At 37.1% G+C, this 20,786-nt stretch carries 16 protein-coding genes; 12 read left to right on the top strand and 4 right to left on the bottom strand.

Annotated elements, in window-relative coordinates:
• Positions 1–26 precede the first annotated feature (26 nt).
• Genes A37Q_RS15485 through A37Q_RS0112605 form a run of 3 tightly spaced genes read right to left on the bottom strand, consistent with a single transcriptional unit; the run spans position 27 to position 3,061 of the window.
• Positions 27–1,226, bottom strand: coding sequence for a multidrug effflux MFS transporter (locus A37Q_RS15485; RefSeq protein ID WP_018300646.1), 1,200 nt, complete (start codon positions 1,224–1,226; stop codon positions 27–29).
• Between the two features lie 9 nt (positions 1,227–1,235).
• Positions 1,236–2,381, bottom strand: a complete 1,146-nt coding sequence (bamB, locus tag A37Q_RS0112610) for an outer membrane protein assembly factor BamB (RefSeq protein ID WP_018300645.1) — start codon at positions 2,379–2,381, stop codon at positions 1,236–1,238.
• Positions 2,381–3,061 carry a YfgM family protein gene (locus tag A37Q_RS0112605; protein ID WP_018300644.1) on the bottom strand — a complete coding sequence of 227 codons (681 nt, stop codon included), beginning with the start codon at positions 3,059–3,061 and terminating at the stop codon, positions 2,381–2,383. Before A37Q_RS0112605 ends, bamB begins: the two co-directional genes overlap by 1 nt.
• Positions 3,062–3,438: 377 nt before the next feature.
• On the opposite strand from A37Q_RS0112605, the gene kdpA reads away from it, so the two are divergent.
• The 5 genes from kdpA to A37Q_RS0112575 all read left to right on the top strand — a co-directional run bounded on the left by kdpA (position 3,439) and on the right by A37Q_RS0112575 (position 11,250).
• Positions 3,439–5,163: a potassium-transporting ATPase subunit KdpA gene (gene kdpA, locus A37Q_RS0112595; protein ID WP_018300643.1), complete on the top strand. Its 1,725-nt coding sequence runs from the start codon at positions 3,439–3,441 to the stop codon at positions 5,161–5,163.
• 10 nt (positions 5,164–5,173) lie between these two features.
• Positions 5,174–7,213 (top strand): potassium-transporting ATPase subunit KdpB, encoded by a 2,040-nt coding sequence (gene kdpB / locus A37Q_RS0112590; protein ID WP_018300642.1) that lies wholly within the window; start codon positions 5,174–5,176, stop codon positions 7,211–7,213.
• 9 nt (positions 7,214–7,222) lie between these two features.
• A complete protein-coding gene (locus tag A37Q_RS0112585; protein WP_018300641.1) occupies positions 7,223–7,774 on the top strand; it encodes a potassium-transporting ATPase subunit C in 552 nt (183 codons plus the stop codon).
• A gap of 111 nt (positions 7,775–7,885) precedes the next feature.
• On the top strand, positions 7,886–10,564 hold the full coding sequence (locus tag A37Q_RS0112580; protein ID WP_018300640.1) for an ATP-binding protein: 2,679 nt from the start codon (positions 7,886–7,888) through the stop codon (positions 10,562–10,564).
• Entirely contained in the window at positions 10,561–11,250 is a 690-nt protein-coding gene (locus A37Q_RS0112575; protein WP_018300639.1) for a response regulator, read from the top strand. Before A37Q_RS0112580 ends, A37Q_RS0112575 begins: the two co-directional genes overlap by 4 nt.
• Positions 11,251–11,266: 16 nt before the next feature.
• Here the strand turns inward: A37Q_RS0112575 and A37Q_RS0112570 are convergent, their stop codons facing one another.
• Positions 11,267–11,479, bottom strand: coding sequence for a DUF6356 family protein (locus A37Q_RS0112570; RefSeq protein WP_018300638.1), 213 nt, complete (start codon positions 11,477–11,479; stop codon positions 11,267–11,269).
• A 160-nt stretch (positions 11,480–11,639) separates the two neighbouring features.
• Between A37Q_RS0112570 and A37Q_RS0112565 the strand changes: the two genes are divergently transcribed.
• The 7 genes from A37Q_RS0112565 (at position 11,640) to A37Q_RS15985 (ending at position 20,785) form a co-directional block, all read left to right on the top strand.
• Entirely contained in the window at positions 11,640–12,707 is a 1,068-nt protein-coding gene (locus A37Q_RS0112565; RefSeq protein ID WP_018300637.1) for a methyl-accepting chemotaxis protein, read from the top strand.
• A complete protein-coding gene (locus tag A37Q_RS0112560; protein ID WP_018300636.1) occupies positions 12,682–13,158 on the top strand; it encodes a chemotaxis protein CheW in 477 nt (158 codons plus the stop codon). Before A37Q_RS0112565 ends, A37Q_RS0112560 begins: the two co-directional genes overlap by 26 nt.
• Before the next feature lie 78 nt (positions 13,159–13,236).
• Positions 13,237–13,605 carry a response regulator gene (locus tag A37Q_RS0112555; protein WP_018300635.1) on the top strand — a complete coding sequence of 123 codons (369 nt, stop codon included), beginning with the start codon at positions 13,237–13,239 and terminating at the stop codon, positions 13,603–13,605.
• Between the two features lie 3 nt (positions 13,606–13,608).
• On the top strand, positions 13,609–15,174 hold the full coding sequence (locus tag A37Q_RS0112550) for a chemotaxis protein CheA (protein WP_018300634.1): 1,566 nt from the start codon (positions 13,609–13,611) through the stop codon (positions 15,172–15,174).
• Positions 15,171–17,837, top strand: a complete 2,667-nt coding sequence (locus A37Q_RS0112545; protein WP_018300633.1) for a hybrid sensor histidine kinase/response regulator — start codon at positions 15,171–15,173, stop codon at positions 17,835–17,837. Before A37Q_RS0112550 ends, A37Q_RS0112545 begins: the two co-directional genes overlap by 4 nt.
• Positions 17,830–18,429 (top strand): hypothetical protein, encoded by a 600-nt coding sequence (locus tag A37Q_RS0112540; protein WP_018300632.1) that lies wholly within the window; start codon positions 17,830–17,832, stop codon positions 18,427–18,429. Before A37Q_RS0112545 ends, A37Q_RS0112540 begins: the two co-directional genes overlap by 8 nt.
• Positions 18,419–20,785, top strand: a complete 2,367-nt coding sequence (locus A37Q_RS15985) for a putative bifunctional diguanylate cyclase/phosphodiesterase (protein WP_018300631.1) — start codon at positions 18,419–18,421, stop codon at positions 20,783–20,785. The genes A37Q_RS0112540 and A37Q_RS15985 overlap by 11 nt, the downstream gene beginning before the upstream one ends.
• Position 20,786: the final 1 nt, after the last annotated feature.

Here is a 20,786-nt window from a genome sequence, read left to right as displayed (position 1 = left end):
TGATTTAATTCTTTTGAATTAAAGCACTAAATTGCAGGCGATTTTCTTTTATGTTTAATGACATAGCTTGCTAAAATAATAATACTCACCAATGACAGTAAGCTGAAGCTAACAGGAAGAGTCATGGTGTCTCTAAGAGGTAATGCTGTTACAATGGCTGTAATCGCTGAGGCCATTCCCATTTGAAAAAATCCCATCATGGCAGAGGCCGATCCTGCTGTCATTTCAAAGGGGGCAAGTGCTTGTGCGGTCGCAATGGGAATTACAAACGCAATACCAGTAAAAACTATCACGACAGGGATAAGTAGGCTAATTAAATTTACAATCTCTAATGACATAAAAATAAGCAGCAGTAGACTACCAATTAAACTAATGACCATGCCAACCAGTAAAATGGAGTTTTGCTTTAAGCGATGGCATAACATTGTGCAGATAAGCGAGCCAACCATAAATGCCAATACGATGCCAGCAGCGATGACAATAAACCAAGGTTTGGATAAATGCAAAGTATCAATAACAAGCGCCGGTGCTTCAACTAGGCAACTATACACCATTCCTATGCTTAAGCCTAAAATACAAAGATAGACAAAATATCCTTGTGTTCTAAAGAGTGAGAAATAGTTACTGATCAGCTTTCTAGGACGTGTGGCGCCTTTATTTTTTTTCTTTAGGGTTTCAGGAAATAAAATAATCACTGCAATCAGTAGAATAATTGCCAAAGCAAATAAAATGCTAAAGTTCATTTGCCAGGTAATAAATGTACCAACAATCGCACCAACTCCTGGTGCAATTGCAAAGGCGGTGTTCATCTTTGCAAAGACTTTTCCTTGCTCTTTATGAGAGAAGGCATCACGCACAGCAGCACTTGAGATAACAGCACCTGCACAGGCGCCAAAGCCTTGAATAAAACGCCCAGCAATAAGTATCGTAATATCTGTGCTAATTAAACAAATAATAGAGCCTAATAAAAAGGCAACTGCACCGATTACCATAATAGGTTTTCGGCCATAGCGATCTGAAAAAGGACCATAGAGAATTTGACTGACGGCATAGCCAAATAGATAAAAGGTAATCGTCAGTTGAACATTGTGATAAGCAGTATTAAATGCCTTGGCAATACTGGGTAGGGAAGGCGCATAAATCGTATCACCAAAGGGTCCGACTGATATCATCAGCACCAAGATAAATAAAGAGGGAGTAGCAATTGCTTTAAGCTTATTTGACATCAAAGTATTCTATAGTTTAATCGCCGCTAATGTTCCATCGTTTGTTTGTACGATAATATTCCCATCGCTAATAGCAGGCTGTGCACGAATGCCATCACCGCCAATATCAACGCGACCTAAATATTTACCCGTACTTGCATCAAAGATATGTACATAGCCCTCATAGTCACCGACAAATACTTTTCCTTGATAATACAAAGGTGCAGAAGTCTTTCTGCCTTCAAGGATGTCTTTTTTCCATAAAATATCACCAGTTTTAAGTGCATAAGCCGTGACATCTCCACTGGCATCTGTAACAAATAATGCTTTGTTATCAATAGCAAAGTTGTTAAATACTGAGGCTTTTTTCTGCCAGTTAACCACGCCCATTTGCGTGTCAAAACTCATTAAGTTTCCTTGGAAAGTGGCTATATATAAGGAAGCTCCTGATATCAGTGGTGTGGCATTAATATCCACCATTTGTTGTGCTTGTGAGCCACTTTGTGGCAATGCAATTGGGTTATCCCATTGTTTTGCACCAGTGTCTTGATTAAAGCCCCATAGGCTGCCAGAGGAAGTGCCAGCAAGCACAAGTCCTTTAAATACAACAGGGGAGCTGTTACCAACAAGCATTAAATCAGGTGTTGATGTTGATTCGTTCCATTTTTGTTTGCCAGTTTTAAGATCATAAGCACTAATACTGCCATCATGGGTTTGTAAATAGATCGTGTTATCAGCTATGGTTGGCTTGGCAAAGAGGCTACTTGGAATATCGGTTGTCCATAGTACTTTTCCATTGTCTTTATTTAAGGCAATCAATTTCGCATGTAAGGAACCGGCAACGATAAAATCACCACTGATGGCAGGAGATGAAGTCAGTTTAAGGTGTGTATTGGTATACCAGATATTTTCACCTGTTTGTGCATTGACTGCACTGATATAACCATCATAGCTTGAGGTATAAATAACATTGCCATCAACATTTGGCGCAAGTTTGACATCAAGTGTTCCATCGGTTCCGCTACCAATATTTCTATCCCAAATGTACTCAGCATGGACAGTCGGGGTGAAATCAACAAGTGGCTTTGGCGGAATAGCATTACTTTTGTTCCCACAGCCAGCAATCAGCAAAGTGACTGTAATCGGTAAAATAAAACCAAAGAGAAATTTTTTCATTATTTTTCCTGTGAATGCTGTTTATCACTATGATTAGCTAAATATACATTTAAAGAATCAAGTTTCATTTTTAATAAGGTATTGATGTTTTTTAGCTCTGGTTTATCAGCATGTTTTAGCGCTTTTTCCCAAGCTACTTTTGCATCAGCATATTGTTTTAAGGCAAAATAAGCATTACCCAAAATCATCTCTTTGGATAGCTCAAAACCAGCGAGTTTGATATTATTAAGGGTCACAACGGCAGCTGTAGGATTGTTTTGTGAAATTTGAATTCTTGCTAAACGCACCGATGCAATTGCTGCCAAGCTCTTGTTTTTGCTATCTGTAATAATCTTAGCAAGTACTGTCTCAGCCTGAGAAAGTTTATTATCAGATATCATGTTTTTTGCTAAAATAAAGCGTGCAAAATCACTGTAAATACTTTCAGGATAAAGGTTAATGATGTTATTTGCTTGTGCAGTAATCGCTGAGGTATTATTTGGTGAGCTTTCTATCACAACAGCGAGATTTTGATAGAGATTAGCCGCTTCAAGGTTGTTCTCAAGTGTACGCTTATTCCAATACTGTAGTGCAATAATGGCGATAAAGATAATACATACAATGCCGAGCACTTTTGCGCCGTGTTTTTTCCACAATCGTTTGAATCTATCAAACTCTTCGTTGTCAATCTTATCAGACATGTTGGTATTTAAAGCTATTTAAGTTGCCCATAATATAACATAAAGCGTGGTGTTGCAGTAGTGGATATTCCGGATAAGCGCGCCTTGAAAATAAAAATGACTATTTGCTGGTATAAAGACGCTTGCAAATAGGGGGAGCTCTTCATAATTTTATAAAATTTTTATTTTTTACCTGAAAAACCATATCGAATTTTTATACGCTTACCCAATACAATATCTCACTTGTTAACACTGTATTAAAAAATAAACATATTCACAGTGTGATAATCAAAATTGGGAGTGTATAAATGACGATTTTCTCTGGTATTGTAATGGCTTTTTTAGCTGTTTATATGATTATTGTGCTTGTGTTTCCTGAGAAGTTTTAGGAGCACATTATGTATAGTAACTTTATTTTATTTGCACTGTTTATTTTAGTGCTATTAGTGATTAGAAAGCCTTTAGGTGCCTACATTTATAAGGTGTATCATAATGAGAAAACATGGCTTGATTATTTTGCCAAGCCATTAGAGTATTTGTTTGCAAAATCTTTGCACGTTAATCTAACAAAAGAACAAACACCAAAGGCGTATCTATCGGCGCTTTTGTTATTTTCCTTAGCATCTTTTGCCTTTGTCTATTTGATATTGATTTTTCAAGGTGTTTTACCACTTAATCCTGCTGGAATTGCAAATATGTCATGGGATCAAGCCTTTAATACGGCAGCAAGCTTTGTAACCAATACCAATTGGCAAAGTTATGCAGGTGAAACAGGGGTAAGTTACTTTGCACAAATGGCAGCACTTGCTGTGCAAAACTTTGTCTCTGCCGCAGTTGGCATTGCTGTTGTTATTGCCCTTATTCGTGGAATTAGTCGTTATCATGAAAAGACAATTGGTAATTTTTGGTATGATATTTCAAAGGCAATATTTTGGCTGTTGTTGCCATTTTGTATTGTTATTGCGCTTATTTATATTTTCCAAGGGGTGCCACAAAATATTTTGGCATATTTTCACATTCATACTTTAGCCGGAACAGAGCAGATTATTCCGCAAGGTCCTATTGCCTCACAAGAGGCAATTAAATCGCTAGGCACAAATGGTGGTGGTTTTTTTAATGCAAACTCAGCGCATCCATATGAGAACCCAACGATTTTAACAAACTTCTTGCAAGTGATCAGCATTTTTGCGATTCCAGTGGCACTAACATATACATTTGGTAAATATGTCAATAATGCCAAACAAGGCTGGTTTATCTTTGTTGTTATGCTGGTGCTATTTATTGTGTCTCTTAGCATCATGACGATGGCAGAACTTCATGGGCCAAATTTTTATGGTGCACATACTTTGACTGATATGTATGGTCAAACACATCATTTGGCAAATATGGAAGGCAAAGAGGTTCGATTTGGTATTTTTCATTCGACCCTTTATAACACAGTGTCTACCGCAGCCTCTGATGGTGGCGTAAACAGCGTTATTGATAGTTACACTCCAATTGGCGGTATGATGGCTATGATTAATATGGCGCTGGGTGAGGTGATTTTTGGCGGTATTGGGGCTGGATTATATGGCTTTTTAATGTTTATGATGCTAAGTGTGTTTATTGCTTCATTAATGATTGGGCGCATTCCAAGTTTTTTAGGTAAACGTATTCAAGGCACTGAAATGAAATGGGTTATGTTGACATTATTGATTTCACCTTGTTGTGTGTTGATGTTCTCTGCAATCGCCTTTGTTTACCCTGATATAAAAGCATCACTTACTAATTCAGGCGCTCATGGTTTCAGTGAAATTTTATATGCCTATATTTCCGCAGCGAATAATAATGGCAGTGCATTTGCAGGGCTAAATGCCAATACACCATTTTTAAATGTAACCTTAGGCATTGCTATGCTCTTGGGGCGTTTTGTTACCATTTTTGCCGTGATTATGTTATCTGGCTCACTGGTAATGAAAAAACGTGCCTCAGAGGGTTCAAGTTATACTTCTTTAGCGACCACGAGCGTTGTGTTTGGTGCACTTGTGATATTTACCATTTTAATTGTTGGCGGGCTGACAATATTTCCAGCGCTGGCAATTGGTCCAATCCTAGATCATTTAATGTTAGCCACAGCGCTATAAGGGGACAGAGATGTCAAAGAAACAAACAATGTCTTTATTGTCAAAAGAGTTAATGCTGCCTGCAATGAAGCAGGCGTTTATGAAGTGTAACCCAAGGGTGATGATTAAAAACCCCGTGATGTTTTGCGTGTTAATTGTCACACTTTTGTGCACAGTTTATTTGATTGAAGATAGCTTTACAGGAGGACAAATCGCCTTTACGCTTCAGGTTGTTATTTGGCTTTGGTTTACGATTTTATTTGCTAACTTTGCCGAGAGTATTGCTGAGGGGAAAGGTAAGGCGCAGGCTGAGAGCTTAAAGGCAACTAAATCACAATTAAAAGCACGGTGGATTAATGGTGATACTATAGAAGAAATTGGAGCTGAGTTATTACGAGTTGGTGATATTGTGTTTGTTAAAACAGGTGATTTTATGCCAGCTGATGGGGATGTCATCGAAGGCATGGCAACCATTGATGAATCTGCGATTACAGGTGAATCAGAGCCGGTGGTTAAAGAAGCTGGTTCTGATAACTCAGCAGTCACTGCAGGGACCAAAGTGATCTCAGATGAAATCAAAGTGCGAGTGAGCTCAAATCCAGGTGAGAGCTTTTTAGATAAGATGATCTCATTAGTCGAGAATGCTAAACGCTTAAAAACACCGAATGAAATCGCATTAAGTATCTTATTATCAGGCTTAACCTTAATTTTCATCTTTGCAGTATGCTCACTTTATGGAATGTCGCTTTTTCATGGTGTGAGTTTGTCAATTGTTGTATTAATTGCATTATTTGTGACTTTGATTCCAACTACAATTGCAGGTTTATTATCGGCGATTGGGATCTCAGGCATGGATCGGTTATTAAAAGCGAACATTGTTGCACTTTCTGGGCGAGCAGTTGAGGCTGCCGGGAATATTGATACACTATTATTGGATAAAACAGGGACAATTACTTTAGGAAATCGCTTTGCAACAGAGTTTCTGCCAGTCAGTAGTGTGGAGGCAAAAACGCTCGCTTATGCTGCATGGCTGTCTTCTTTATCAGATGAAACGCCTGAAGGCAAATCCATTGTTAAATTGGCAGAAAAGCAATTTGCCTTTGATATCAGTGAGGTCAATTTATCTGATGCCAAAGTTATCCCATTTTCAGCATATACAAGAATGAGTGGTATTGATCATGGTGAAATTTCTGTTAGAAAAGGTGCCGTCAGTGCGATTGAAAAGCACTTAGCAGGTAAAATTGACTCACAGATCCTATCTGGATTTAAATTAGTGGTTGAGCGTATTTCAGAGCAAGGTGGAACGCCACTTGCTGTTTGCCAAAATAATCAACTTTTGGGGTTGGTTTATCTAAAAGATGTCATTAAGCCTGGGATTAAAAAGCGCTTTGATGAGCTTAGAAAAATGGGCATTAAGACAGTGATGATTACAGGGGATAACCCTTTAACTGCTGCGGCTATTTCTGCTGAGGCTGGTGTGGATGATTTTGTGGCTCAGGCCTCCCCTGAAGAGAAATTAGCTTACATTAAAAAATGCCAAAATGAAGGAAAAACGGTTGCTATGTGTGGAGATGGGACAAATGATGCTCCAGCTTTAGCACAAGCAGATGTAGGGGTTGCTATGGCGACAGGGACCTCTGCTGCAAGAGAGGCAGGGAACATGGTCGATTTGGACTCAGACCCGAAAAAAGTGATTGATATTGTGAAAATTGGTAAGCAGATTCTGGTTACAAGAGGCGCACTAACCACCTTTAGTATTACCAATGATGTTGCCAAATACTTTGCGATTATCCCTGCACTTTTTGTTAGTGCATTTCCATCGCTTGGTGCGCTTAATATTATGGGATTACATTCTCCTGAAAGTGCCATATTATCCGCAGTTATTTTTAATGCTATTATTATCATTTTTTTGATACCAATGGCATTAGTGGGGGTGAAAAATGTAGCTTTATCTGCTCAAGCACTGCTTAGAAAAAATTTATTGATTTATGGTCTAGGTGGGCTTTTAGTTCCATTTGTTGGAATTAAGTTAATTGATTTAATTATCACTGCCATTGGCCTTGTTTCCTAGGAGTTTATTATGCGAGTTGTATACCAATCTTTTGTGTCGATGGTGTTTTTTACACTTCTTCTTGGTTTAGCCTATCCTTTTTTAATGTTAGGCGCAGGTTATCTTGTTGCAAAAAACCAAACAACTGGGTCAATGGTGATGGAAAATGGGAAGCCTATTGGCTCTTTATTAATCTCTCAGGCAATGCCAGCGGGATTATTTCAATCAAGGCCTTCAGCAAATAACTATAATCCATTGGCAACAGGCGGAACAGCGTTCGCTGTCAATAACCCTAAAGAGCTAAGTGCCGTGAAAGAAAGAATTAAAATGCTTCAGGCAACCTATGGTAAAAAAAGTATTCCTGAGGATATGGTATTTGCCTCCGGTAGTGGCATTGATCCAGATATCTCACTTAATAGTGCCAGATATCAAGCTGATTATATTGCAACTTTTCACCATATTCCTGTTAAAAAAGTGATGAAACTTATTGATACACATACAGATTATCATTTTTTTAATCCGCCAACAGTGAATGTACTGAAGTTGAATCTTGCCTTACAAGCGCTTATACAACAAAGCTAAAATAGTCGGTGATAGCGTTATTTTAAAGACATCCTTGCTATGCTTGATTATATTAATGCCTGAGTTGGTATATAACATGATGATAAAAAGGTAACCTTGTCGTCTATGAGTATGAATCGAAAGCAAAAAGTAGATGCATTATTACATTTGGCAAATAAAACGCATCAAACTGAACGTGGCAAACTAAAGATTTTTCTTGGTTCTGCGCCTGGGGTTGGCAAAACCTATGCGATGTTAAATAGTGCTCACACACTCAAAAATGAAGGAAAAGATATTGTTATTGGCGTTGCAGTGACGCATGGTCGTAAAGACACTTTGGCGTTATCTCATTTATTAGAGAGTATTCCACTTAAAGAGGTTCAACACAAAGGACGAGCATTTTTTGAACTTGGTGTAGATCAAATCAAAAAAAGAAAGCCTGAGATTGTGATTATTGATGAGTTGGCGCATAGCAATTTGACGCATGCAAGAAATAAAAAACGCTATTTGGATATTGAAGAGATTTTAGATGTTGGTATCGATGTTTATACCGCAGTGAATATTCAGCATATTGCCAGTTTGTCCTATGAAGTGGCTCAGATTACTCAGGCAAGGGTGAATGAAACCATTCCAGATAGTTTTATTCAATCAGCTGATGAGCTTGTGGTTGTTGATGTGACGCCAGAGGAGTTGATCAAACGGCTTGAGCAAGGAAAAATTTATGTGCAAGAGATGGCAAATCGCGCACTATCACGCTACTTTCAATACACCAATTTAAGCATCCTCCGTGATTATACTTTTCGTCTTGCTGCAAATCATGTTGGTGAAGATATACGCCATTATAAAAAGCTTTATCATAATCGTAACATTGTGATCAGCTCTCCCTCTGTTTTAGTGTGTTGTGGTTATAGTGAATCAACCCCGCTCTTACTAAGAAGGGGAAAACAGTTAGCACAATCAACGGGGGCGAGGCTATTAGCTGTCTTTATCCATAAACCTAAAAAGCGGTTTTCACGCACAGCCTTAAGAGAAATCAGACGCTATAAGGTTCTGGCAAATACACTTGGTTATGATATTGAACATATTTCAGGTGCCAGATTGTCTAAAAGTATTTTGCAATATGCTGATGAGCACGGTGTCAGCGATATTATTATTGGCAAATCAAAACGCCCTAAATGGATGGATATCCTATTTGGTTCTGTTGTTTATGATGTTATTCGTGACAACAGTAAAAAACAAATTCATGTCATTACAACAGAGAAAAAAATTAACAAAATAAAAGGGAGGAAAAAGTGGAAAACGCGTAGAGGCAAAAAAGGTATTAAGGCAATTATTTATGCTTCCATATTGACCTTTTTTTCTGGAACCTTTATTTATTTTTTAATGAGTTTTTTGGGCTTGCCGGCTCAATCATTATCTTTTTTGTTAGTCCTGATGCTTTGTGCTTATCTCTATGGATTACGGGCATCGGTTGCATCGTCCATTATTGGGTTTGTGATGTACATGTATATGTACTTAACGCCAAATTTCTACTTTACGATTGACACTTTTACACAAATTGTTACTTTTTGTGTTTTTATTATTGTTGCTTTGATTATTAGCCAGCTGACAGTCAGCTCAAGGATGTCACTATTGGCGTTAAGAGAAAGAGAAAAAAGCTTGTCTATGCTGTATGATTTCTCAAAACAATTATCAAAAATAAATACAGATAAAGATTTTCGTGAGGTGATTTTAAGTGAGCTTGAGCGTTATTTTAATTATGATTTTGTGTTTATTAATGCCAGTAATGAAACATTTGATGCAGCGAGTTTTCCTCAGCATCCAAACTTCAATCAAAAAGAGCTGATTGCAGCAAGGTGGTGCTGGCAACACAAGAGCATTTGTGGTGCAACAACCAATACTTTTTCAGCATTAACATGGTATTTTGAGCCACTTTTAATTGAAGGGCGACTGTTGGGCATTATTGCGGTTCACCTTAGAATAAAACAAGAAAAAGAGCGGTTTTTATCACAATATACGGTGATAAAACCAATGTTTTCTCAAGTGTCGCAGCTTTTGTTAAAGCGATTTTTAGAAACAGAAGAGCAGAAGCTTAAAACACTGGCGGAGCAGCAAAAATTACAAAAATCAATGCTCTCTTCAGTTTCGCATGACTTTAAAACACCACTTGCGTCGATTATGGGCTCACTAAGTAGTGTGATTCAATACAAAGATATGTTTAACCAGAAAGATAAAGAGGAAATGCTCACAGTTGCCTATGATGAATCCAAGCGTTTGGATAGGTATATCGATAATATTATGCAGATGTTAAAACTGGAATCACAAGCATTAGTATTGAATAAAAAAGCCACTTCTACAGAGGCATTTATTAATGAGCTTGAAATAATCGCTAAGAGAAGATATAAATCACAGAGATTCAATTTTGCCATGACAAAAAACGTTATGATAGAATGTGATAATATGTTATTACAGCAAGTGCTTTTAAACTTAATCGATAATGCCGTTAAATTTTCAGATAATCCACAAAAACAAATTACAGTTTCAGTGAATACGACAGAAACGCATTGTGTTTTTCAGGTCAAAGATGAAGGTGTTGGCATTCAAAAAGAAGACTTGGAAAGTGTATTTAATGTGTTTTATCGAATAGAAAAAAAAGACAGCTATACACAGGGCAATGGGCTAGGGCTTGCCATTTGTAAAGGTATAATTGAAGCGCATAATGGTGAGATAAGTGCAAAAAGTGATGGGGCTAATCAAGGTGCTGCTTTTAATGTGCTGCTACCGATGAATAATAAATTGGATAAATCATGAATAACAAAATCTTACTAATTGATGATGAGCCACAAATTAGAAAATTTGTCAAAAAAACATTACTGGTACTTGGCTTTGATGTTGAAGACGCTGTTGATGCAAAACATGCTACACAAATGTTTGAAACGTATAAGCCAGATCTTGTAATTCTTGATTTAGGATTGCCAGATCAAGATGGTCAAAATTGGCTGCAAAACTTACGTAAAAACTATCAAACGCCGCTAATTGTTGTTTCAGCAAGGTCAGATACAGATGAGGTGGTTAAAGCACTTGAAAGTGGCGCAAATGATTATGTGAAAAAGCCCTTTGATATGCCGGAGCTGGTTGCGAGAATAAAGCGTTCACTGGCACATGTTGGGGGAGAGGGATTGATAAATCAACATACCATTTATCAATTTGCTAATATGACGGTTGATATTGCCAATCATGGGGTTCATATTGACAATGAGATGATTCATCTGTCTAAAAAAGAGTTTTTATTACTTTCCCAGTTGGTTCAACATGCAGGGAAGCTTGTAACACAAAGGCATTTATTAAAGCTTATATGGGGCGAGTACTTCTCTGATGAAGTGCAGTATTTGCGTGTTTACATTGGTCAGCTTCGTAAAAAGCTGGCAGCTTGTACAAAGGCGCCACTCATTACAACAGAATCAGGTGTTGGTTATCGATTTGTTGAAGTAGATTAATGTGCTGATTATTATTTTATACCTCATCCAAGCGGTTTCTTTTGGTAAAGCGTGTTTGTAATTTCTGTAGGATTTTAGAGGCAGTTTTTTGTAATAAAAATGGAAAAATAGCATGAATTGTACAGGCAATACCTGCAATAATCATTAATCCGCCACAGTAAGCAGCTTCTTTTAGATGTTGAAAATAACTCTCATTCACCTCATGTAAGTGTTTAGAAAAAAAGTGCATATCATCCCTCAAATACCCGTAAATTGATGCGTTTATCTTATTAATGAAGCTGCTGGTTGTCAAATGAGAGGATACGAATAGCACAGAAAATGGAAGAAACCCACTTGCAGTGCTATGTTTATAGATATCTAAAATTCATTGCAATGTAACAGGGTAAATAATGAACCGAAAATCACCTAGATCGGATCAATCAAAGGCTGTAATTAACTCACCCAAATCTACATCAGGCAAAACTGATAAGCTAAGTGGGAAAGAGGAATATTTTTACAGCTCTGATTATGCCCGCTCTTTGATTGAAGCTTCTTTAGACCCACTTCTAACCATCAATCCACAGGGCAAGATCACAGATACCAATCAGGCAATGGTAAAAGTTACAGGCGTTGCACGAGAGGATTTGATTGGGAGCAATTTTGCCCTTTATTTTACCGAGCCTAAAAAAGCACAAAGTGCTTATCGTCATGTATTTGAAAAAGGGAATATTAAAGACTTTCCATTAATCATTAAAAGCGTGCATGGTGAGATGACAGAGGTGATATATAATGCCTCATTGTATCGAGACCAATCAGGGAAAGTAATTGGTGCATTTGCCGCAGCAAGGGATATTACTGCACTGAAAAAAGCAAATACACATTTAGAGGGACTTGCCAGCCTGCTTGCAACCGGTGCTAAAGAACAGCTTAAACGCAGTGAAAAATCCCTCATTTTAATTGATGAAATGGTTGTGCGCTTTGAGCGAGTGCTTAGCGCAACTACACTTGCTTCCACGAAGGCAATCTCTACTGCAAAAAGTGCCAAAGCTGCCGATGTGGCGACAGAGAAGATTTCAGATATTGTCGATACCCTAACGAGTATTGCTGAAAAGACTAATATACTTGCACTAAACGCAGCAATTGAGGCGGCAAGAGCCGGTGAGGCTGGTCGAGGTTTCTCTGTGATTGCTGAAGAGGTCAGGAAGCTCTCTGAAAGCTCAAAGGCTTCTGCTAATGCGATAGGCAAAGTGGCTCAAGATATTTCAAAGCGAGTGAAGCTTGCCGCGGAAAATACAAAAGTTGTCTCAGAAGAAGTAAAACTACTGGTAAAAGAGATTAAATTACAACGAAAAGGCACACAAGCCATTGCGACGGAGATGGTGCGTATTGATAAGGTGGCGAAGGAGAATGCTGATCACGGTCAGGAGCTATTAAAAGAAGATAGAGGTGAACGTGGAAAAACAAACAAAACGCGCTAAAGGCTTTGAGAATAAAAAAGAGCTGTCAGCAATTATCTTTCGTTTAGGTAGTGAGATTTTTGCCTTAGATAGCAAGCGTGTTTTAGAGATAATGCCTTTGCCTTTTGTGATGAAGATTCCTCTTGTCGAGCGTTATGTTCTTGGGCTTTCTGAGTTAAGAGGCGAGGCGCTTTTGGTTGTTGATCTTTATCAGCTTATATTAAAGCGTGATAGTAATATAAATCCAAATAACTACGCTTTGGTTTATTTACTATCAGATGAATACTATGCATTTACCGTTGATAAAGTGCTACAAGTGATAAATGTTTCTTCTTTATCTTCAGAGAAAGGGAGAAATGGCACTGCTAATGCGCATCAATATATTGATGGATATATCACCCATCAAAGAACAAAGATAAAGTTAATAAACCTTGAGAGGCTATTAAAAGCGCTTCAAGTGAAAAGAGAATAAGAAAAGTGAGTAGAATTAACTTAATTCAAGCGATAAATATTTGTTGTATCAAGTGTTAAGTAAGAAGGAGTATTTAAAATGACAAAAAAAAGGAAGATTCTCATTGTGGATGACTCTCTTTTTATGAGAAAAGTGCTAAGTGATATTTTAAGTGATAATTATGACCTAATTGAGGCTGAAAATGCAGGTGAAGCACTCGCTCAGTACCGCGAAGGGCAACCAGATATGATCCTTTTGGATATTATTTTCCCCGGGGAGATTTTAGCAGGCATTTCTATTTTGGAGAAAGTAAGAGAAGATAATGAAGATATCCCTGTGATCATGATTAGCTCCATTGGTCAGGAAGATATCGTTGAAGAGTGTCGAGAGAAGGGGGCAACTGATTATTTAATCAAGCCTTTTGAATCAACGGTGGTGATGAGAAAAATCACTAAGTATCTCTCTTAGTTTATGATCGATCAGCGAAAATATAAAGAAGACTATCTTCGTGAGTCAAAGGCGCATATTAGTGCATTTGAGTCTTTGGTACTTTCGCTTGAGGAAAAATTTGATGCTAATATTATTAATAAGCTATTTCATCATGCTCATACGTTAAAAGGTATCTCAAGCATGATGGGCTATCGTGCAATTGAAAAAGCCTTTCACAAGATTGAAGATGATCTTAATAATCTTGAGCCAAAAAAACTACCATCCTCCTTTTTAATCGAGAAACTGCTGTTGATTTGTGATTTTTTCCAAGAAGATTTATCACTTATTAGAGATGAAAAAGAACCAATATATGTAAAGCAGTTTTTAGAGATAATCGATAGCCAAGATAGCGATAAGCTGGATCAGGCAAGAGATTATCTTTTAAATAAATCGCTAAAAGAACGTGACTCTCATAAAGAGATTACTATCTCACTAAAGGATTTAGATAGCATTCTTGCACTGTCACAGAAGCTTTTTGTCATGCTTGAAAGTGAGGGTGTTTCAGCTAATTTGCAAGCTGATGTAGGCTCTTTGGAAACCCTAGGCTTAGCAAAGAGATTACGAGAGAGTGTATTTCAGCTTAGAATGAGGCCGCTTATAGAGGTCTTTTTGCCATTTAAGCGTACAGTGAGAGAACTTGCAAAATTATACAATAAAGAGATTGAGCTTGAGCTTATTGGTGGTGAGGTTCGGGTGGATCATATGCTTTTTGATGTCATTAGTGAATGCTTAGTTCATCTTGTGAGAAATGCCATTGCTCATGGGATAGAGCCTCCAGAGACTAGAGTATCTCAAGGTAAAAATAAAGTAGGTCTCATCACACTTAAAGCATATTATGATCAAGATGCTGTAAAAGTCGCTGTGATTGATGATGGGCAAGGAATTGATATCCAAAAACTTAAGGCTAAATACCACAAAAATACAGAAAAATTGACAGAAAAAGAGCTCATTGATCATTTATTTGATCGTATGAGTACAGCAGAGAAAGTGGATGAAGTGCATGGCAGAGGTGTTGGGCTTGGCATTGTCAAAAGTAGCATACAATCTATTGCAGGGAATGTGACAATTGCATTTAAAAAAGGTCAATTTTGTCAATTTATTTTAACTTTACCGACAACAATGGCATTGTTAAAAGTACTGATGGTTAAACAAAATCATCAATATTATTTTTTTCCTGCTAGAGATATCTGGCAGCTGGCTAAAATTCCCATTACAGATATTGTCAAAAAAGGTGATCAATACTATGCAAAATATGATGTCTTATTCATCCCGCTTTTACTGCTTTGCGATCTATTTTCAATGCCTCGGAAGCAAGATGGGATGTTTTGGTCTATTGTTATTATAAAGATAAATAATCAATTTATTGGAATTGTAGTAGAGCAGTGTTTAACAATTAACGAAGTGCTTGTAAAGCCACTTCATAAGCTTATCGTCAACACGAGTGTATTTTCGGGTGTCAGCATGGTGCACTCTGGTGAATTTGCATTAGTGATTGATAGCAAAAAGCTGCTTACAAAGGCAAATGCTTTTCAAAGGGAGGCAATATGAACTACAATCGGCGTTTAAAGCCGCTATCTTATGGAAGCTTGCTATTTGGTGTGCTATTAACGATCATTGCTTTTTTAGGCTTTATATTATATTTCTATGATGAACAAGGCCACCATTTAGAGGATTTATCTAAGCAAACTGCTATTGAAAATAAGCTCTCTGCAAGTGAGCACTTTAATGAAGTGGTTTATCTCTCTAGTTTGCTTTATGTAGCAAGTGGAGAGGAGAAGTGGAAGCTACGTTTTGAAAAATACAAAAATAAACTCATTCAAGAGAATGAAGCATTATTAAGAGAATTTAACAAAGAGCGTTATTTATATGTACAAGGAAAAGGGGCTTTAGTCGCACTGAAGCATGCTTTAATGCAGTATGATGAAATTATTAACTTAGCCCAAAAGGGAGATAAAACTAAGGCCTTTAATCTTTTACACTCAGCAGAATATTCCCAATCAATGAATAGTTATTTATCATGGATTCAGAGTATTAATGAGCGAAAGTCAGAAGGTTTGGATTTGATTGCCTTAAGAGGTGAAATTTTAGCCTATGATGAGGTGTTGACCAATTCAGCAAGAATGGCTGCATTTACTGGAGATTTAAGTTGGGAAGCTCGTTATAGGGAATATGAAACAAAGTTAGATAGTGCGCTTTCAAAGGCATCTTATGTGCTAGAGCAAGCTTATAAAGATAAAGATAAAGATAAAGATAAAGATAAAGATAAAGATAAAGAGTCTATTTCAGAAACAGATAAGGCCAACCAAGCACTTATTTCAATGGAAAATGAAGCATTTTCATTGGTTAAAAATAATAATTTAAATGAAGCCAAAGCAATCTTATTTAGCACTGAATATCAAAAACAAAAGCGTATTTATGCTGATGGAATGGAGGAGCTTTTAAACCAAATTCAATCAATAGCAAAGGATAAACAAGATAAGATAGAGTCGCAGTTTCATTTGATGCTTAGCATTATGATAATTGGACTTATTGTACTGATCCTTATTTGGTTTGTGATTTTTTGGGTGTTACAGAGATATGCTAAATCAGAAAAACATACACAAAATGAGCTTAGAAAGCTCAATGAAACACTTGATATGCGTGTTAAAGCAAGGACCGCTGAACTTGAGAAAGCACAAGAGAAATTATTAAGCTCTCAGCAGTTTTTGGAAGCCATTTTCTCTAGTGTGAATAGCTTTTTATTTGTGCTTGATAAAGAGCTCAATATGACGATGATTAATCAAACGGCGCTCAATAAACTTAACTTTTCTGAAACGGAGCTTGTGGGTGAAAATATCTTTAGTTTACTAGATGCGGGCACACAAAAAGATAAGATACAAGAAGTGCTGTTAAGTACTGAAGATCATACAATTGAAACTGAGCTTATCAGCAAAGATAAAAAGCATATTTCAGTTCTTTTCACTTGCACAACCATAAACAAAAGCACCCTTAGCCCTGCTATTATTTGCGCTGCGCAGGATATCAGTGAGCTTAAAGAAACCAAAGAGCAGCTGATGCAGGCACAAAAGCTAGAGTCCATTGGTAAGCTTGCAGGTGGGGTTGCACATGATTTTAATAATCTTCTTATGGGTATTATGGGACATGCGGATCTTTTGTTGTTAAAGCTCAAAGATGAAAAGCTTTTAAAACATGTTCAAGCGATTTCATCTTCATCACAAAAAGCTTCAGGTTTAACAAAACAGCTTCTTGGTTTTGCGCGAAAAGGCCAGTATGAACGCAGTGTATTAAATGCCAATACGATGATTGAGGAGACCTTGTTAATTCTAAAAAGTGTGCTGAATAAAAATATTAAGATTGATTGCAAACTACAAGAGGACTTATGGCCAATTGAAGGAGATAGCGGGCAAATTTCACAAGTGTTGATGAATATTGCGGTAAATGCGAAAGATGCGATGCCAGAGGGTGGACATCTGCAATTTACTACAAGCAATATCTATGCTGATGAGAGCTTTTGTCAGGTAAATACGATGTTGTCTATTGGCGCTTATATTGATATTAGCATTAGCGATAGCGGTATTGGGATGTCTAAAGAGGTGATCCAAAAAATGTTTGAGCCTTTTTATACAACAAAAGAAGTAGGAAAAGGTACAGGTCTTGGGTTATCCATGGTGTATGGAATCATTAAAAACCATCAAGGAGAAATTCGTGTTTATTCTGAGCCAGGTGTGGGAACTTTATTTCATATTTACCTTCCTGCTAAAGTAGAGATAGCAGATGAGAGTATAAGTGATAAAGTAGATTTGACTCCCCTTGCTAAACTTAAAACTGTGCTGATTGCTGATGATGAAAAATTACTACTAGATTTGTCAACAGATATCCTAAATAAAGCTGTGCCTGAGGTTAACATATTACATGCTAAAACGGGCAAAGCGCTGATGGAGGCGTTTGAACTTAATAAAAACAGCATTGATCTTGTGATTACGGATTTTATGATGCCAGAGCTATCAGGTCTTGAAGTGATAGAAAAAATACATCAATCTAAAAAAAATCTACCTATTTTACTGTTAAGTGGTTATGACAAAACTGATGAAATGGAGACACTTTTAAAAGATAGACAGATTGCATTTTTGCAAAAACCCTACCAAAAAAAGGCATTTTTACAAGTAATTTGTCATCTGCTTGAAGTAGGAAAAGGAGGGGGAAATGCATGAAATAGACCATAGTTATTTGATGGTGATGGTGCGTGATGCATCTTATCATGTAGCACAGGAGCTTTCTTGTCTTATTGGCCAACTTGTTACCTTGGATGTAAGTTCTGTGCAGAAAGTTGAGCGTGATATGTCATCTAGTTTATTATATTTAATGCAATCGAAAATAACAGGTGAGCTTAAAGGGCAGGCTTTTTTTATGTTAGATGAAGCATTAGCTTGTAATCTTGCAGCTAAGTTGCTTCATAAACCAGAGTTAAAAGCTCCCCTCTCTCCACTGGCAAAATCTTCCCTTGAGGAGGTAGCAAGCATTTTTATTGGCAATTTTCTTTTTGCGCTTACAAAGAGACTAAAGCTTTCCTCGTTGGCGGAAACACCTGTATTGAGCAAGCTTGAAAATCAAGCATTTAACCATCATAAACTGCAAAAAGACGTTAAAAAATATGCTAAAGGTGAAAGAAAGGCGGAGGTTTGGGAGGTGTTTTTAACTTATAGAGTTATCTCTGATAATCTACATGGAGATTTTATGTTGGTATTTGAATTTGTGTGTAGCGATGTGCTAATGACAAGACTGGATACACATTATGGCGAATAAGAAAAAGATTAAAGAAAGTGAAACCTTTGAAATTTTGATCTATGATCAGGCAAATTGCCGTAAAAAGTTGCAGCAAGCCTTAGCTCGAACAGACACTTATCAATTTGAAAGCTACTTTGCAGAGACATTTGATGAAATGGGACATTTGATTGCTAATAGCACAAGTGCCGTTTTATTTTGTTTTGATGAGCTGTCAGCTTTTTCACTTGGAACATTACAATCATACATTGAAAACACGGTACATGTTCCCGTTTTATTATTAGTTGTGAAAGAGTGTATCTCGAAAGATGAGGTGCAAGCACTTTATAATGCAGGGCTATCACTTTATTTGGATGATAAATATTTAAATAAAGAGATTCTAAAATTTATTCTATTTCAAGTGATTAAACGCCACGATGCCTTTGTTAAACTGTTAACTTCGGAGCGTAAATATCGCCAGTTTTTTAAAAATTTGCAAACAAAAAATATTGAAGCAGTTTATGCGCCTGAAACAGAAGGAGGCTTTTTAGAAATTTCTGAAACAGCAGCTATTCAGACAAGTGAGCGTGCGATTGAAGCTTTGAAAAAGGCATCATACTATGATTTTTTAACACAAATTCCAAATAGGATGTACTTTGAGGATGCACTTCATAAGCAAATTTCACGGGCAAAACGCTTGAAAAAGAGCTTTCACGTTGGATTGTTGGATATTGATGATTTTAAGCGCATTAATGATACTTATGGTCATGATGTCGGTGATTTATTATTAAAAGAGGTTGCAAATCGGTTGCAAAAAACCTTGAGAGGCATGGATGTTTATGCGCGCTTAGGTGGGGATGAGTTTGCAATCATGTTAACTGACCCAGATTCTATTGCTGCAACCGCTTCTGTTGCAAGAAGAATTATTCAGACACTTTCGGATGATTATTTACTCTCAGGGAAGCAGATTCATGTTACAGTTAGTATGGGGGTAGCAGCCTATGACTATCGAATGGAGATGTCATTTGCTGAGATTATGAAACATGCGGACCTTGCGCTTTATCAGGCCAAGGAGCGAGGCAAAAATCAGTTTAATTTTTATGCAAAAGACATTGATGATGCACAAAAGCGCTTCCATGATGTTGAGGCAGCATTGTCTTTAGCAATTAAGGCTGAAGAGTTTTATATGGTCTATCAGCCGATTATTGACTTAAATACCCATGAAGTAGCGTATTTAGAAGCACTTATTCGTTGGGATAGCTCGATGCTAAAAGCACATATCCCACCGGATGAGTTTATTTCGATTGCAGAGAACTCAGGGCATATTCTATCAATTAGTAAACTGGTATTGAAGTTTGTGTGCCAAACCATACGCTTATGGCTTGATAATGATAAAAAGCCACCGCCTGTTGCTATTAATTTCTCAGTGCTGGATTTAATGCACGATGGATTTATTAATATGTTGGAAAAAGCGCTTGATGAGTATCAACTAGAGGCATTTCAAATTCACATTGAGCTAACAGAAACCACAGCGATGGAAAACCATCAATTAATTAAAAAAACCATTGATAAGCTAAGAGCGCTTGGGTTTGGTATTTCTATTGATGATTTTGGTACAGGCTATTCTTCTTTGGCGCGATTAAGAGAGATGAGCTTTGATAGTGTTAAAATTGACCGAGCTTTTATTGTCAATATGATCGAAGATTCTAATGCAATGCAAATTGTTCATGCGGTTTTGGAGTTGACCAAGCAGCTTGGGATTGTTGCTATTGCTGAAGGCGTTGAAAAAGAAGAAGAAGTGGCTTTGCTCAAAGAGTGGAAGTGTACCTATGCTCAGGGATATTATTTTTCTAAGCCTCTCAAACAAGATGCAATTATGGAGGTGATTGAGCAATATAATGGCCTAGAAGTAGAAGATACTGAAGGCTTAGCTGGCAAAATTATGGAAAATGGCAATAAGATTCGCAAACTTGGTCATGATATTAATAACCAGCTTGCAGGTTTGTTGGGTTACTCTGAGATCACGTTGGTTAAGTTAAAAAATGTCGAGAATATTGACAACCATATCAATGCAATTGAAAAAGCAATTGAAAGTGCAATTGATGTTGTGAATCGCTTATCTGTTGAAGTACAAGAAGTGCAAGGCTATGTTAAAAAGAAAAAGATGCTCAATAAAAGCTACATCACTCAACTTGTAGAGATTGCCAAAAAGCATGGGCGTGAGATGTTTCGATCGATTGTACAAATAGAGTATTCAATCAAGCCGATGTTTGAAAATGGTAATATGAAAGAACATGATGAGGTAGTGGCACGAAAATATCAGCGTATTTTAAGTTTGCTCATGAATTTAAAAACACTTAATGAAAAGCTTGTTAGTTTTCAGTTATATCGAGACTAAT

Origin of the sequence: Fangia hongkongensis FSC776 = DSM 21703 (assembly GCF_000379445.1) — a bacterium.
Classification (GTDB): domain Bacteria; phylum Pseudomonadota; class Gammaproteobacteria; order Francisellales; family Francisellaceae; genus Fangia; species Fangia hongkongensis.
Note: the sequence above shows the minus strand (reverse complement) of the source record. Positions and strands in the feature narration are given on the sequence as shown.